At 59.6% G+C, this 14,808-nt stretch carries 18 protein-coding genes; 11 read left to right on the top strand and 7 right to left on the bottom strand.

Annotated elements, in window-relative coordinates:
• Positions 1-225: 225 nt before the first annotated feature.
• The 3 genes from G6N80_RS14570 to G6N80_RS14560 all read right to left on the bottom strand — a co-directional run bounded on the left by G6N80_RS14570 (position 226) and on the right by G6N80_RS14560 (position 2,981).
• Positions 226-1,026, bottom strand: coding sequence for an inositol monophosphatase family protein (locus G6N80_RS14570; protein ID WP_165134766.1), 801 nt, complete (start codon positions 1,024-1,026; stop codon positions 226-228).
• 156 nt (positions 1,027-1,182) lie between these two features.
• Complete coding sequence (locus G6N80_RS14565; protein ID WP_165134748.1) at positions 1,183-2,319, bottom strand: tetratricopeptide repeat protein; 1,137 nt, start codon at positions 2,317-2,319, stop codon at positions 1,183-1,185.
• Positions 2,320-2,327: 8 nt separating this feature from the next.
• Positions 2,328-2,981 (bottom strand): thiamine phosphate synthase, encoded by a 654-nt coding sequence (locus G6N80_RS14560; RefSeq protein WP_165134745.1) that lies wholly within the window; start codon positions 2,979-2,981, stop codon positions 2,328-2,330.
• 149 nt (positions 2,982-3,130) lie between these two features.
• On the opposite strand from G6N80_RS14560, the gene G6N80_RS14555 reads away from it, so the two are divergent.
• Positions 3,131-3,907 (top strand): sulfite exporter TauE/SafE family protein, encoded by a 777-nt coding sequence (locus G6N80_RS14555; protein ID WP_165134742.1) that lies wholly within the window; start codon positions 3,131-3,133, stop codon positions 3,905-3,907.
• A gap of 77 nt (positions 3,908-3,984) precedes the next feature.
• Entirely contained in the window at positions 3,985-4,242 is a 258-nt protein-coding gene (locus G6N80_RS14550) for an ArsR/SmtB family transcription factor (RefSeq protein ID WP_062555702.1), read from the top strand.
• Positions 4,243-4,375: 133 nt separating this feature from the next.
• On the opposite strand, the gene G6N80_RS14545 is transcribed toward G6N80_RS14550, so the two are convergent.
• Positions 4,376-4,549, bottom strand: coding sequence for a YdcH family protein (locus tag G6N80_RS14545; RefSeq protein ID WP_082547245.1), 174 nt, complete (start codon positions 4,547-4,549; stop codon positions 4,376-4,378).
• 455 nt (positions 4,550-5,004) lie between these two features.
• Between G6N80_RS14545 and G6N80_RS14540 the strand changes: the two genes are divergently transcribed.
• The 6 genes from G6N80_RS14540 (at position 5,005) to G6N80_RS14515 (ending at position 8,913) form a co-directional block, all read left to right on the top strand.
• Positions 5,005-5,208, top strand: a complete 204-nt coding sequence (locus G6N80_RS14540; protein WP_062555703.1) for a YdcH family protein — start codon at positions 5,005-5,007, stop codon at positions 5,206-5,208.
• Positions 5,209-5,225: 17 nt separating this feature from the next.
• Complete coding sequence (purE, locus tag G6N80_RS14535) at positions 5,226-5,726, top strand: 5-(carboxyamino)imidazole ribonucleotide mutase (RefSeq protein ID WP_137133540.1); 501 nt, start codon at positions 5,226-5,228, stop codon at positions 5,724-5,726.
• A complete protein-coding gene (locus G6N80_RS14530; protein ID WP_062555704.1) occupies positions 5,723-6,781 on the top strand; it encodes a 5-(carboxyamino)imidazole ribonucleotide synthase in 1,059 nt (352 codons plus the stop codon). Before purE ends, G6N80_RS14530 begins: the two co-directional genes overlap by 4 nt.
• Before the next feature lie 148 nt (positions 6,782-6,929).
• Entirely contained in the window at positions 6,930-7,055 is a 126-nt protein-coding gene (gene ykgO, locus G6N80_RS14525; protein ID WP_003497670.1) for a type B 50S ribosomal protein L36, read from the top strand.
• A 260-nt stretch (positions 7,056-7,315) separates the two neighbouring features.
• Positions 7,316-7,876: a tetratricopeptide repeat protein gene (locus tag G6N80_RS23245; RefSeq protein ID WP_183898027.1), complete on the top strand. Its 561-nt coding sequence runs from the start codon at positions 7,316-7,318 to the stop codon at positions 7,874-7,876.
• Positions 7,783-8,913, top strand: coding sequence for an alpha/beta fold hydrolase (locus G6N80_RS14515; RefSeq protein ID WP_165134739.1), 1,131 nt, complete (start codon positions 7,783-7,785; stop codon positions 8,911-8,913). The genes G6N80_RS23245 and G6N80_RS14515 overlap by 94 nt, the downstream gene beginning before the upstream one ends.
• Before the next feature lie 80 nt (positions 8,914-8,993).
• On the opposite strand, the gene pyk is transcribed toward G6N80_RS14515, so the two are convergent.
• On the bottom strand, positions 8,994-10,433 hold the full coding sequence (gene pyk / locus G6N80_RS14510; RefSeq protein ID WP_062555706.1) for a pyruvate kinase: 1,440 nt from the start codon (positions 10,431-10,433) through the stop codon (positions 8,994-8,996).
• Complete coding sequence (locus G6N80_RS14505) at positions 10,433-10,861, bottom strand: DUF1036 domain-containing protein (protein ID WP_062555960.1); 429 nt, start codon at positions 10,859-10,861, stop codon at positions 10,433-10,435. The genes pyk and G6N80_RS14505 overlap by 1 nt, the downstream gene beginning before the upstream one ends.
• 230 nt (positions 10,862-11,091) lie before the next feature.
• Here G6N80_RS14505 and G6N80_RS14500 point away from each other — a divergent pair, with 230 nt between their 5' ends.
• The 3 genes from G6N80_RS14500 (at position 11,092) to G6N80_RS14490 (ending at position 12,659) form a co-directional block, all read left to right on the top strand.
• Positions 11,092-11,892 carry an N-formylglutamate amidohydrolase gene (locus G6N80_RS14500; protein ID WP_062555707.1) on the top strand — a complete coding sequence of 267 codons (801 nt, stop codon included), beginning with the start codon at positions 11,092-11,094 and terminating at the stop codon, positions 11,890-11,892.
• Positions 11,893-11,904: 12 nt separating this feature from the next.
• Complete coding sequence (locus G6N80_RS14495; RefSeq protein WP_062555708.1) at positions 11,905-12,213, top strand: DUF1244 domain-containing protein; 309 nt, start codon at positions 11,905-11,907, stop codon at positions 12,211-12,213.
• A gap of 176 nt (positions 12,214-12,389) precedes the next feature.
• A complete protein-coding gene (locus G6N80_RS14490; RefSeq protein WP_062555709.1) occupies positions 12,390-12,659 on the top strand; it encodes a DUF2312 domain-containing protein in 270 nt (89 codons plus the stop codon).
• Between the two features lie 207 nt (positions 12,660-12,866).
• Here the strand turns inward: G6N80_RS14490 and G6N80_RS14485 are convergent, their stop codons facing one another.
• Positions 12,867-14,801, bottom strand: coding sequence for a peptidoglycan L,D-endopeptidase MepK (locus G6N80_RS14485; protein WP_343048719.1), 1,935 nt, complete (start codon positions 14,799-14,801; stop codon positions 12,867-12,869).
• Between the last annotated feature and the right edge of the window lie 7 nt (positions 14,802-14,808).

The raw sequence follows: 14,808 nt of genomic DNA, 5'->3' as shown, positions 1-14,808 counted from the left end.
AGCAGGTTATCCCGCCCGTTCGAAAGATCCCCGAGTGAATATCGGAAAAATCCACTACAGCGCGGCGCGTTCGATTGAACGCGCGAACGACGCTGTAAGACTTTGACTTGATGCATGTACGTTCCGCTCAACCGAATCCGGTTGAGCGCGACATGCATTAGGATCTTCGGCCAGCCAACCGGGCCGAAGATGTTTCAAGCGTCAAAGTTCTAGCGTCGTCGCGAATCAGCGCGATGGCACCGGACGGTTGGTCACTTCCAGCAATTGCTTCTGGATCAATTCGTTACCGGCAACGACCGTGCCATCGTCCAGCATGTCGGTGCCGCCCTTGAGCGTGGAGGTGAAACCACCCGCCTCGCGGATGAGGATCAGACCAGCCGCGATGTCCCACGGAGAAAGACCCACTTCCCAGAAGCCGTCGATACGGCCTGCTGCCACATAGGCCAGATCGAGAGCGGCCGCGCCGAAACGGCGAACGCCGGAAACTTCTCCCATGACATGGCGCAGTTCGACCAGGAACTTGCCGTGATTGCCGCGACCCAGATGCGGCATGCCGCAGCCGATGACGCAATCGGAAAGAACGCGGCGGGCCGCCACGCGAATGCGGCGATCGTTGAGGAATGCACCGCCGCCCTTTTCCGCCGTGAACAACTCATCCGTTGCCGGGTTGAAAATGACACCGGCAACGATTTCGCCGTCCCGCTCCAGCGCGATGGAAACCGCGAACTGTGGAATGCCGTGCAGGAAGTTGGTGGTGCCATCGAGCGGATCGACGATCCAGCGATGCGCACCGTCCGTGCCCTTGATCTCCTGGCTCTCCTCACCCAGAAAACCGTAGGTCGGGCGGGACTTCATCAGCTCGTCATAGACGATCTTCTCCGCCTTCAGGTCTGCCTGCGAAACGAAATCGCCCGGACCCTTGACCGAAACCTGCAGGTTCTGCACTTCGCCGAAATCGCGAGCAAGTGACTTGCCGGCTTTCATTGCTGCCTGAACCATAACGTTGAGAAGGGCGGAGCGAGCCATCGGATAATCCTTGGGTAAACGGCGTGTGTTCCCGATCCATCAGGGAACGAAACTTGGCGAATTTTCGTGAATAGGCGCGTTCAGAACCACAAAACCGGCTGAAATTCAAGTGCGACCGGAGTTTTGCTCGGCGCAAGGGTTAAGATGCGCCTTTCGTCATGGCTTCTGCGCGCCTCTCCGGAAACGGTTTGCGGCATCAATGGCCTGTTTCTGCTGCTCGTCATTGATGCCGAGATAGAAGTCTTCCAGCACAGGATCGGAGAGCCCCGCGCGTCGAGAAAGAACATACCATTTGGCCGCTTCCACCGGATTGGGACGCGTGCCAAGCGCATTGACATACATATGAGCGAGCTTGTTCTGCGCCACGACATTGCCGCGCAAAGCTGCGATACGCAGCCATTCGAAGCCCTTGTCATAGTCGCGCTCACCACCGACACCGTTGACGAGCCAGATCCCCATGTCGAGTTGCGCGGTGTCGAACCCCGCCTTGGCGGCCCGCTCCAGCCATTCACGCGCCTTGGCCTTCTTCTCAGGCGGCACGTCCGGAAGTGATTGGTAAAGCTGGGCGACGGCATACTGGGAATCGGCGACCCCCTGTCCAGCGGATTTTTCGTAAAACGGAAGCGCCAGCTGTAACCCCTTCTCACCGGGATTATCGGCTACGAGAAGCTGCGCCCAGTTGAATTGCGCCGAGGCATTGCCCGCCTCTGCCGCACGCCGCATGAAATCATCGGCCTTTGCCTTGTCGCGCGCCACATCCTTGCCGCGCATCAGCAGCAGTGCGTACTGGAACATGGCGGAAGGATCGCCGCGCTCGGCTGCCTGCTGATACCAGAAGGCTGCATTTTTCGAATCACGTGGAATGCCCATCCCGCGCGTCATCATCTCGGCCACCAGCGTCTGCGCGGCGGCATCTCCGGCCTCGGCACGGGGGAGCGCCTTCTCCAGCGCCAATTGATAGAGACCGCGCTGGAAGGCGCCATAGGCTTCATCGACCGGGCCGGTATAGGGCTTTTCCGGCGGAAGCGGCGGCAGCGTCGTCCCCATGCGCTGCAACAGCGAAATGCCGCTGGAGGGATAGGCTTCCACAGGCGGCTTGCCCCCTTCGCCAGCCTTTTCAGGCGGGCTTCCCTTTTGCAAAGTCCCGGCATTGTTCTCGACGGGACGTGTGACCGCTCGCTCCGAGGTCTGCGCGAATGCCGGAGAGCAGAAGATCAGGCCTGCCGCAGACACGGCAAGGAAAAGGTGATGTTTCAGCAAATTGGACCTGATGGAACGGTGGGTGCGACGCATGTCGATGTTCAATCGTCAAACCGTGGCGCTTTTTCGTCCAAAACTGCGTTGACTTCGGCAACTGCGGCCGCCGCCCCGGCGGGATTATCGAATATTGCCGTACGAAGCGCCACGAACTCCGCACCGGATTCAGCCACGGCAACCACGGAGCCAACCTCTGTACCGCCCATGACGATGCAAGGGATCTCGATCATCGATGCCCACCATTCGCCCAAAGCGACATTCTTGGGATGCGCTTCCGGCTTGATATCGCCATCCAGGCGCCCGAAGAAGATGTAGTCTGGACGCGCTTCGCCCACTTCCAGCGCCGTGTGCCGGTCCGTTGCTGTCGAAGAGCCGACGATCAGCTTCGGCGAGAACTTCTCCATGGCTTCGCTGAGTTCTTCCATGGAGCCGCTCAGATGCAGGCCGTCGGCCTTGACGCGACCGGCAACGCGCGAATCGCCTGCAATCAGCGCAGCCGCACCGGCTGCCTGTACGATGGGCACCAGCTTCTCCGCCCGTTTCTGGAATGCACTGTCATTGCTGTCATATTGCGGCAGGATGACGGATGCGACGTCACCGCCCCGAAGAGCATGGCTCAACTGCTCTGCCAGCGAGTCGTCGTCTTCCATGGCCGGCACGATCAGCACAAGACGGCAGCGATCTTCAGGAAGGGTCATCATCGGCTCCAGTTCGTGTGGCAGGCGGATAAGCGCCTTTACCGTTCAACATCGTCATACTCTGAAATGCAAGTTGATCCGGACAAGGCTCGTCATAGGTCAACGAGTCCGATAGACCGGACAGGCCCTTCAATCAACTGTCATCCCTCATGTTCGCCATTTCCCTACCGGACCCGATCTTTTTTGCCGCCGCCATTCCGGCGGTTTCGCTCGTTGGCCTGTCCAAAGGTGGGCTGGGTGGTGCCTTCGCGCTGATTGGCGTGCCGCTGATGGCCATGGTTGTAACCCCGGTGGACGCCGCTGCCATTTTCCTGCCCATCCTCATCATCATGGATCTGGTCGCGCTCTATGCCTGGCGGAACTTAAACGACCGGAAGCTGCTGCTGACGCTGCTTCCGGGATGCATCATCGGCATCGCGCTCGGCTGGGCGACATCGGCCTATGTTCCGGATGACGCACTGCGTTTCGTCATCGCCGTGTCCATGATCCTGTTTGCAAGCCGCTATTTCTATCAAACCTATGGACCTCATCGTGCCACGCCCGTGGAAGCAACCGGACATCGCAAGGGTCCGGCACTCTTCTGGGGTACGATCTCTGGCTATGGCAGTTTCGTCGCCCATGCGGGCGGCCCACCCTTCCAGATCTACGCCCTGCCGTTGAAGCTCGATCCGAAGAATTACACCGGCGCCAGCGTTCGCCTGTTTGCCATCGTCAATGCGGTGAAGGTCATACCTTACGTGGCGCTGGGCGCTCTCGATACGAAAAACCTGACGCTTTCGTTCACGCTGCTCCCCGTCGCTCTCATCTCCACCATGGCGGGCGCATACATCGTCAAAAAGCTCAAGCCGGACGTGTTTTATCCTCTCGCTTACGGACTGGGGCTGATCGCCGCGATCAAGTTGCTCTACGACTCGCTGCCCCTCTGAGAAGGCTTGCCGAGAAGGTCATTTCGCACCGCACAAATCCGCTTGCTGAGGGCATGAACTTCGCGTAGCGTGCTTGCATGTCGACCGATCCTTTTGCAGCCATTGCCGACCCCAATCGTCGCCACCTGCTGGAAGAGCTGAGGCGCGCCCCGCGCACGGTCAACGAACTGGCGGAAGGCCTGCCGATCAGCCGCCCTGCGGTTTCGCAGCACCTGAAGGCTTTGCTCGACAGCAATCTGGTCACGGTGACGTCCGAAGGCACGCGCCGCATCTATTCCGTGAATATCAAGGGATTCCAGAAGCTGAATATCTGGCTCGACCAGTTCTGGGCCTGAATGTTCAGGCTTGTCGATTGAAGCACTGGGCGAGACCCTTTAACTCCCCTCTTCAAAGAGATCGCCGCCTGCGGATCTTTCCGATCCACGGCGGCGATCAATCTTCAAAAACCCATAAACGATCGCGATAGCGTCAGTGCTTCGTCTTTTTGAGGCGTTCCAGTTCATCCTTCAGGCGCAGCTTGCGCCGTTTCAGCATGGCAATTTGTGTGTCATCGGAGGATGGGGACGCTAGAACTGACTGGAGCTCCTCCTCAAGAGCACCATGTTTCTTCTCGAGCGATGCGATATGAGCCTGAATGGTCATGTGGCACGTCCTTCCTTTTGTTCTCCGGCCACCAGCTCCCCTGAGCCAGCGGCTTTTGGTTTGCGAAGGAAGTGTGACATGATCCGCCTGCTTTGTCGAAGGCGAAATAGGGGCTTCTCCGTGGCAAATTGGTGGTCTTGATTAAATGTGAATAAATCCCCGAAGATGCATGACCCTGCGTGAACTGTCGTGAAACAGGCGGGCACGGACAACTTTTCAACGTCCGTCAAAATTGTCTATTCTTTTCAGCCCCTTGGCAGATCAACAGGCGCGGTTTACCGTTGCGAGTGGTTTAGCATTTCTTATCTTTGCGCAAGATTGGATGCGTCGCCAAAAGCCTTTCCAACGCTTTTACTGCGCGATCTACTAGTCGCTTGGCAGGTTTGATGCTAGGAGCATGCCTGCATTCCCCGGCGATACAAAGACCGGATTGAAAATGTGGGGACATACAGACGATGGCCGATCAGGAACAGGCGGATATCAGGCTGGCGCTGGCGCGCCTCCGGCAGGAACACGAAGACTACGATGCCGCCATCAACGCCATGATCGCGACCGGTTGCGAGGCCCTGCGCATCCAACGGATGAAGAAAAAGAAGCTCGCCATCAAGGATAAGATGACGAAGCTGGAAGACCAGATCATTCCCGACATCATCGCGTGAGCACGGAGGACGTGAGCTTGCCGCAGGAGAGACCGCCGGTTGCCATCATCATGGGAAGCCAGTCCGACTGGGAAACCATGAAGAACGCTGCAGACATGCTGGATGCCCTGGATGTCGGCTATGAAGCCCGCATCGTATCTGCGCACCGCACGCCGGACCGCATGGTTGCCTTTGCCAAGGGCGCGCGGGAGGAAGGTTTCCAGGTCATCATCGCCGGAGCTGGCGGTGCCGCCCATCTGCCGGGAATGGTGGCCGCACTCACCGCTCTTCCGGTCTTCGGTGTACCGGTTCAATCGCGCACCATGTCGGGCATGGACAGTCTTTATTCCATCGTCCAGATGCCTGCCGGCATTCCCGTCGGAACGCTGGCCATCGGACGCGCAGGCGCCGTCAACGCGGCCCTTCTCGCAGCAGCCGTGCTTGCACTGTCCGATCCGGATCTGGCCGACAGGCTGGATGAATACCGCGCACGCCAGACGGCGTCCGTTGCAGACTATCCCATCGACGAGGCGCCATGACGCTTTCCACCATCGGCATTATCGGCGGCGGCCAGTTGGGCCGCATGCTTGCCATGGCCGCAGCCCGGCTGAATTTCCGCACCATCATTCTGGAACCACAGCCAGACTGTCCGGCAGCACAGGTTGCCAACGAACAGATCGTGGCCGCCTATGATGATCCCGCAGCGCTGGAACGGCTGGCGGCAAGTTGCGACGTCGTCACCTACGAATTCGAGAACGTACCTGTCGGTGCCGCTGAAGCGCTGGCAAAAACGCGACCGGTTTATCCGCCTGCAAAAGCGCTTGAAGTGGCGCAGGACCGTCTGCACGAAAAGCGCTTTCTGAACCAGTGCGGCATCGAGACGGCACGGTTTCACGCCGTTGACTCGCAAGAGGATCTCGAAAGGGCGCTTGCCGATTTCGGCGGCCAGGGCGTCCTGAAGACGCGCAGACTGGGTTATGATGGCAAGGGCCAGCGCGTGTTTCGCTCGGCGGACGAGAGTGCCGCAGGCGTTTTCGATGCCATGGGCGGCGTGCCGCTGATTCTCGAGAGCTTTGTTCCATTCGAACGTGAAGTTTCGGTCATCGCCGCCCGTAGCATCAGCGGCGAGATTGAGACCTTTGACCTGGCGGAGAATGTGCACCGCAACGGTATTCTGCACACCTCCACCCTGCCTGCAAGAATCAGTTCATCCACGGCCGATGCGGCAAGACAGGCAGCCGAGCGCCTGCTCTCCGGCCTCTCCTATGTCGGCGTGATCGGCATGGAATTCTTCGTCATGGCCGATGGAACGCTGATTGCCAACGAAATTGCCCCCCGTGTGCACAATTCGGGACACTGGACGGAAGCGGCCTGCGTGGTCTCCCAGTTCGAGCAACACATCCGCGCGGTCGCGGGCTTGCCACTTGGAAATCCTGCCCGGCATTCGGACTGTGTCATGACCAATCTCATCGGCGACGATATCGAGCAGTTGAACGATTGGCTCTCCAGGCCGCATGTGCTGGTTCATCTTTATGGCAAGGCGGAGTCGCGTCCTGGCCGCAAAATGGGCCATGTCACCGCGCTTTTGCGGTGAAAAGCCCTTCTCCGCAGGGGCTTGTCGGTTGACAGGCTGCTGGTGAACCTGTATCCACCCTCCATCCTAAAGGGCGCGCTGTAAATGCGCGCTTTTGATTGTCAGAGACTTAAGGGCTCTAGCGCCCTGAAATACGCGGACCAGAACAATGAAGATCAAGAACTCGCTCAAAGCGCTTAAGGCCCGTCATCGCGATAACCGTCTGGTTCGCCGCAAGGGCCGCGTTTACATCATCAACAAGCAGAACCCACGCTTCAAGGCTCGTCAGGGCTGATATCGACGGAAGCGGCCTTTGGGCAGCTTCGACATCACGTTGTCGATAACGTGTGTTTTTTGTTTTGAAACTCGGCGCATGCGGATTAGATCTATCCCATGCGCCGATTTCGTTTGACCATCGCCATTCTGTCCTCCGCTTTGCTCTGCGGCCCCGTGGGCGCGCAACAACCAGGGACAGGCTTGCCATCAAGCCCCCCACTCTCGGGCCAGGCACCGGCTCCACAAGCCAGACCTCCTCAACCTACTCCCATTCAGCCCATGCCGCCGAAGCCGGGTGCGGTTACCGTTCCTGCAGGCACTCAGGCTGCCGCTCCTGCCGAGCCACCGATCACCGATCCGAAACTGGCTCAGGACAAGCTGCTGAAAGATCTGGGCCGGGAGCGCGACCCGGCAAAGGCAAAAGAGATCGCCAACAAGATCACTGCGAACTGGAATGCATCCGATAGCCCGACAGTCGATCTCTTGATGCAATGGGCAAACAGGTCGATTGCGGAAAAGAAGAACGCTGCCGCTCTGGATTTTCTGGATGAGGTGACGGTTCTGAAACCAGATTATATCGAAGGATGGAATCGCCGTGCAACGCTGCATTACACAATGGGCGACAGGCGCAAATCCATGACGGACATCAATCAGGTTCTGCAACGGGAACCTCGCCATTTCCCTGCTTTGGCGGGCATGGCAACGATTCTGATGGAAAACGGACAGGATGAGCTTGCGTTGAAGGCATGGGAACGCTTTCTTGCCATCTATCCTGCGGAACGGGACGCGCAGGAGAACGTTACCAAGCTTTCCGAGAAGCTGGCTGGCAGCCGTACCTGATTCCCATCCGAGGCATTCCCCTGTCCTATATCATCATCGCTCTGATCATCGTCGCAGCGCTTGTCGCGGGCTTGTTTGGCTTCACCGCCTGGCAGGCCAAGGTTATTGAGGACACGTATCCGAACATCGGCACGCTGACCGATGTCGGCGGCTTCAAGATGAACGCCCTGCACGTGCCCCCCGGGCCGAATGCCGACCTGCCGCCGATCGTCTTCGTCCATGGCGCAAGCGGCAACCTGCGGGATCAGGAGGCCGCCTTTCTGGGGCCGCTCAAAGGCCGTGCTGAACTGCTCTTCGTTGATCGTCCCGGTCACGGCTATTCGGAACGCGGTGGACCGGAGAACGCCTATCCCGACGGGCAGGCGGACGCTATCGCCAGGCTGATGGAGGCCTACGGCATGCGCCAAGCCATCATCGTCGGCCATTCCTTCGGCGGCGCCATCGTGGCCAGTTTTGCCCTCAACCACCCGGACAAGGTGATCGGTTCGCTGTTCCTGGCTCCTGCCACCCATCCCTGGCCGGGCGGCATCGACTGGCACTACAGGGTGACATCGACGCCAGTCATCGGCTGGCTGTTCAGCCACACGCTGGTCATGCCTGCGGGCATGACGATCCTGGACGCTGCCACCAAGAGCGTGTTCGCCCCCAATAGACGCCGCGAGACCTATGTGACCGAAGGCGCCCCTGCCCTCGTTCTGCGCCCGGCGAACTTCCAGTACAATGCGCAGGACGTTGCCAATCTTCTCGACTACGTAACCCGTGTCTCACCACGCTATCCGGAGATCCAGACGCCTGCGGTGATCATCACCGGCGATGACGATCCGGTCGTTTTGGCAAACATTCACTCGGTGGGATTACGACGCGACATCAAGAATTCGGAGCTGATCTGGCTGAAGGGTGTCGGCCACAAGCCGGACTATGTGGCGACCGATCTGGCCATTGCAGCCATCGAAAAGCTTTCCGGCAAGCCGCGCGATCTGCAGGCGCTTGCGAAGGAGGTGGATGCGCGCGTGGCACAGGAGAATGCGACTCAGTAGTCGTCCAGGTAACTCTCGCATTAAGTCAAACGAAAACGCCCGGACAATGCCGGGCGCTTTACGATCAGAAATGGTGAGGCTCAGACGCCGGACTGGCCGTCCGGGCCGATATAGGCCATGCGCAACATGTTGGTCGCACCGGGCGTACCCAGCGGAACACCTGCGGAAATGATGATGCGGTCGCCGGGCTTGCCGAAGCCTTCATTCGCCACGATGCGGCAGGCCTTGTTGACCATATCGTCCAGATCGCTCGGCTCTTCGGCCACAACGCAATGCAGGCCCCAGCAGACCGAAAGACGGCGTGCAGTCTGTACGACCGGCGAAAGCGCAATGATCGGAACCTGCGGACGCTCACGGGAAGCGCGCAAGCCTGTCGTGCCGGACGAGGTATAGGTGACGATGGCGGACAGCTTTAGCGTCTCGGCGATCTGGCGCGCAGCAAGCGAAATAGCGTCTGCTCCGGTCGCTTCCGGCGACGGACGCTGCGCATAGATGATGTTCGAATAGTAGGGATCCTGCTCCACCGTGCTGGCGATTGACGCCATGGTGGAGACCGCCTCGACCGGATACTGACCGGATGCGGATTCCGCCGACAGCATGACGGCGTCCGCACCTTCGAACACCGCCGTGGCAACGTCCGACACTTCAGCGCGGGTCGGAACCGGCGCCGTGATCATGCTTTCCAGCATCTGCGTGGCAACGACCACCGGCTTGCCGGCGCGGCGGCAGGCGCGGGTCAACTGCTTCTGCAGGCCCGGAACGGTTTCCAGCGGCATTTCCACGCCCAGGTCGCCACGGGCTACCATCAGCGCGTCGGAAAGCTCTATGATTTCCTCGATGCGCTCGATGGCCTGTGGCTTTTCGATCTTGGACATCAGGCCGACGCGGCCCTTGGAGATCTTGCGCACTTCTGCCAGATCTTCCGGACGCTGCACGAAGGAAAGCGCCACCCAATCCACCTGGTCGGTTGCGAGGACGGCATCGAGATCAGCGCGGTCCTTGTCGGTCAGAACACCGACGGCGAGCAGCGTATCCGGCAGGCTGACGCCCTTGCGGTCAGAGATGGAGGTTCCGGCAACCACAGTGCAGACAATGCTCTTGCCGTCGCACTTTTCCGCCTTCAGCATCAGCTTGCCATCGTCGATCAGCAGGCGATGACCCGGCTTTACGGACTCCAGAATTTCCGGATGCGGCAGGAAAACACGGGTCTCATCACCCGGCGCTTCATTGTTGTCGAGCGTGAAGGTCTGGCCCGGAGCCAAGGTCACCTTGGTATTTGCAAACTTTCCGACGCGCAGCTTGGGACCCTGCAGGTCGGCGAGAATGCCAATGGGGCGGCCGTTCCTCGCTTCGACCGAGCGGATCCGCTCGATCAGCGTGCGCATCACATCATGGCTGGCATGGCTCATGTTGATGCGGAAGAGGTCGGCGCCTGCCAGATGCAATTTCTCGATCATCGCCTCGTCGGAGGAGGCAGGCCCCAGCGTTGCGAGGATCTTCACTTTGCGATTGCGCTTCATCAGTTCTGGCCTTCTTGCGTACCAGGCGTATCAGACAACTGGACCATCCAGCTTCCCTGACGGCCCGTGTCATATTCCTTGAATCCCATGCGCTGATAGCCGCGAGCGAAGCAATCACCGACGCCGGTGATCTTGAACTCGTTTTCGGCAACGCACATGTTCACGTCACCGGTCCAGCGCCCGCCACGCGCGGCATCTTCCGCGTAGAGATAATAGTAGCGGGATTGCAGTTCACCCTCGATGAGAGTCGCGCAGCTGGAGGCCGGAACCTGCCACCACCCTTCCGAAATCCAGCCTTCGGCGGCGCGATAGCCAATGGCCACGCCGACGAGGTTTTGCGTGCCATTGCAGACACGAAAATCCGCGTGAGCAGGTGCTGCGGCCAAAAGAACCGGCGCGCCGACCAATGTCAGCGCGATTGCCGGCATCAGCTTGAGAAGAATGGATGAGAATTTAACTGTCGACACGGCTTCCGCTGGGACTCCATGAGAAATGATCTGCACTGTCTTCGCCCGCGAGCGTTGGAAAGTCAACAAAATCTAATCGATTAAATTACCGTAAGCCACGGTTGACTTGTCTGCTTTCCTGCTTGCGCCACGATTGTCTGGCATGCCATCAAAGACAAAATGGACATAAGCAAGGCAGGCGCTTTATCGAGATGCAAGAGTTCGAATCGCATGAAATCATTGAGGGAGACGATACGAAAGGCATGATCCTTCTGGCAGATCACGCCATGAACCGTCTTCCCGAAAGCTATGGTTCGCTCGGTCTCGATGCATCGGCATTCAAACGTCACATAGCCTATGATATCGGCATCGAAGGCCTGACACGGCAGCTGGCATCAAGGCTTGGTGTTCCTGCGGTCCTGTCCTGTTTCTCGCGCCTTCTCATTGATCCGAACCGCGGCGAGGATGACCCGACACTGATCATGAAGATTTCCGACGGCGCCATCATTCCCGGCAATTACCCTATCAGCGACGAGGAATGGCAGCACCGGCTGAACAGGTTTCATCGGCCCTACCATCATGCAGTTGATCAGGCAATCTCGAAGGTCGCGGCCAAGGCAGGCAACGCGCCTCTGGTGCTGTCCCTGCATTCCTATACGCCCGCCTGGAAGGGGACGCCCAGACCCTGGCATGCCGCCGTTCTGTGGGATACCGATCATCGCGCCGTGCATCCGCTGATCGCGCACTTGCGGGAAGCGGGCGACATTCTGGTGGGTGACAACGAACCCTACGACGGTGCCTTGAAGAACGACACCATGTACCGCCATTGCATGATGCGGGGCATTCCCCATGCACTGCTGGAAGTACGGCAGGACCTGATCGGCGACGATAACGGCATTGCGGCCTGGGTGGATCGTCTGGCGCCAATCTTTGAGACCCTCAATGATAGGCCGGAATTGCACCATTATTCGATCTTCCCGTCGCGCACTGGCCCCTACCCGTCCGAACCTTGAAGGAATGAAGCGATGAGCGAACTGACCCAGGAGCAACAGACGGAACTGGAGGCTGCCGCCTTCCGTCGCCTTGTCTCCCACCTGCGCAACCGGACGGATGTGCAGAACATCGACCTGATGAACCTCGCAGGCTTCTGCCGCAATTGTCTCTCCAACTGGTATCGGGAAGCAGCCGAAGAAGCTGGCCTTCCCGTCAGCAAGGATCAATCGCGCGAGATGGTCTACGGCATGCCCTACGAGGAGTGGAAGGCGCGGTACCAGGCGGAAGCCAGCGATGCACAAAAGGCAGCCTTCGAGAGCAGCGGCCCGCACAAATCGTGAGGCGGCATTTGAAAACGCCTTGACCTTGCCATGAGTTCACGGCACTTGGACGACCCAAGACGACAGCGGTCGGACCGGTCATGATGATCCTCCTGCTGCTGCCTGCGAACAGATGCATGCGCGTGTCCGGACGGGCACTCGCCACACCCAAATCCTTAATATGACAGGAGGCCCCGATGTCTGATGCTCATGGCGTCGCCCGCGACCAACTCCGCGCCTTTGTCGAGCGCATCGAACGACTGGAAGAAGAAAAGAAGACCATCGCCGACGACATCAAGGATGTCTATGGCGAGGCCAAGTCCATGGGCTTCGACACCAAGATTCTGAAAAAGGTCATCGCCCTTCGAAAGAAGGATGAGCAGGAGCGTATGGAAGAGGATCTTATTCTCGATACCTACCTGCAGGCTCTGGGCATGGTCATTGCCCCGGCGGACGAAGCCGCCTGATCGGCAACCGAACTTCATCGTACAAGACATGCCCGTCGAGACCCCTCGGCGGGTATTTTTGTTTGGGCTGACATCGAACATGCCCTTCCCCATGTCCGCACAGCATCGACATGGCCGTCGTTCACGGCAAGAAAGCACCTGCAGATCGATGGATTTCATCAACCGGCAGATGCGTTGAAACTTCGGGATCGCTTTCCGCAGCGCCACTCAGGGCTTTACGGTATTGGCATCGCTGAAACGATTGGGATCCACGGCAACCGCCTGCGAAACGGGCCGGAAACCGCCGCTATAGGCACTGGAGGAATCGGTGCTGAAGACGCGGGTCATCAGGCGTGGCGCCTTCGTGGATGCACTCGGATCCGGGCGGCTGTTGGAGCTTGCCCATTTCGCCAGAATATCACCGGTCAAGACCTTGGCGTCAGGCGTGGCTGGCGTTCCACCAAGCTTGGTTACCGCACCACCCTTTACGGCCCGCACGTTCTGCATGTCCTGCGGGCGTGGCGGCTTGGGCTGTGCAGCACGGGCAGGATGCGGCGCTGGCGGTTCTGCAGAAGGCTTCGGTGGATCGAAACCGTCGTTGAAGATCATGCCCCGGGCACCCGTATCCGCTGGTGCTGGAGAGGCAAGGGCGACCTGCTGCTGGGGCTCGCGCTTTGCCGGAACCGGAACTGCTGCAACTGGAACAGAAGGGCTTTGCGGCTCTTCTGCGGTCCGTGCCAGCTCGGCAATCAGGTCCGGTGTCAGCGCCTGCTTGTCCGTCTCCTGCGGTGCGGTCGCGGCGGCAACAGTTTCGGCACGAACCTGCGCCAAGGCTGGACGCTGAGCCGGTACAGGAACCGAAGCCAGCATGTATTCGTCAGTGCCCGGCTGACCAAGCGATGCCGTTGCCACGCCCTGCGCATCACCCTTCAGGCCGCGTGGACCAAGAAGCGTGGGTACAGGGACCGACATGCTGGCGAGATCGGCAAAGCCTGCATTTTCAGGCGAAGGGCGTGCAAGCGGCGTGGCCGGGCTTGCCGGCATGGCGGCCGCAATGGCCTGTTGTGCCGTGTCGCGCTGTGGGGAATAGAGCGCCGTCGCAAGGCTGCCCGGCTCGGGCTCCTGACGGAATGCCGGGCGTGCCAACGGAACCGGAGCGGCAATGGCCACCTGTTGCGGCTGTGCTGGAGGTGCGGCCGTTGCCACAGCGACCGGTGCAGGTGCCGGACCTTCTTCATCCTCGGAAGCCGCGGAGGCGGCGGCGCGTGTTGGTGCTGGACGCTGCGCGACCATGGTTGGAGCGGATTCTTCCGCATCCTCCTCTTCATCCCCGCCGCCAAACAGCATTGCGAAGAGGTTCTTGGACTTGCCGCTCGAACCAGAGCTTACGCCACCGGCAGTCCCTGCGATCTGGATGGAATCGGCCGCGACACGGCGCTTGTAATCGGCAACGGCCTGCTCGTAACCGGGAAGCGGCTTGCCATCTGCGGGAAGATGAACCGTGTTTCCGTTCGGAAACAGGCGCACGAGATCCTGACGCGACATGCGCGGCCAGGCACGAACACCGCCGACATCAAGATGCACGAAGGGCGAGCCGGACGTTGGATAAAAGCCGACGCCGCCGACCTGCAATTTCATGGCGGTTTCGCGCAGGGTCGCAAGCTTCACGCCGGGAATGAAGAAGTCCATCGCCTTGCCCAGCATATGCTGGCTGTTCTTGGCCACACCCTTGGTACGCGAGCGCAGCATGCCGTTGGTGTTGGGAGAACGATAGGCAGAGACGACATGAATATACTCGGAGCCGCCAACCCGGCGGTAAACTTCCCAGACCAGATCGAAAAGGCGCGGATCCATGCGGGTGGGTTCGTTACGGCGCCAGTCTCTCAGGAAACGGTTCAGCTCCTGCAAGCCCTTCGGATCAAAGCGACCATTGCGCTTGTAGGTAATCACGGCGCGTTCGCCGGTATGCACGAAATAGAGCTTGAGGCTGCGGGTCTCGTTGGCTGCCGCTGCATCGCTGACAGGCAGGATGTTCAGGGACAGGCCAAGGGCCAGTCCGAGCACGGACGCCTTCGCGGCTTTGGCTACGGCGCGCGCCACGCGGCCTAGCATTTGCCGTCCGTTGTCACCCGAAGGCGTGGAATCTGCATTCTGATACGGCAAAACGTTC

The sequence above is a fragment of the Rhizobium rhizoryzae genome, from assembly GCF_011046895.1.
Lineage (GTDB): Bacteria > Pseudomonadota > Alphaproteobacteria > Rhizobiales > Rhizobiaceae > Neorhizobium > Neorhizobium rhizoryzae.
This window is presented reverse-complemented; position numbering and strand designations above follow the sequence as displayed.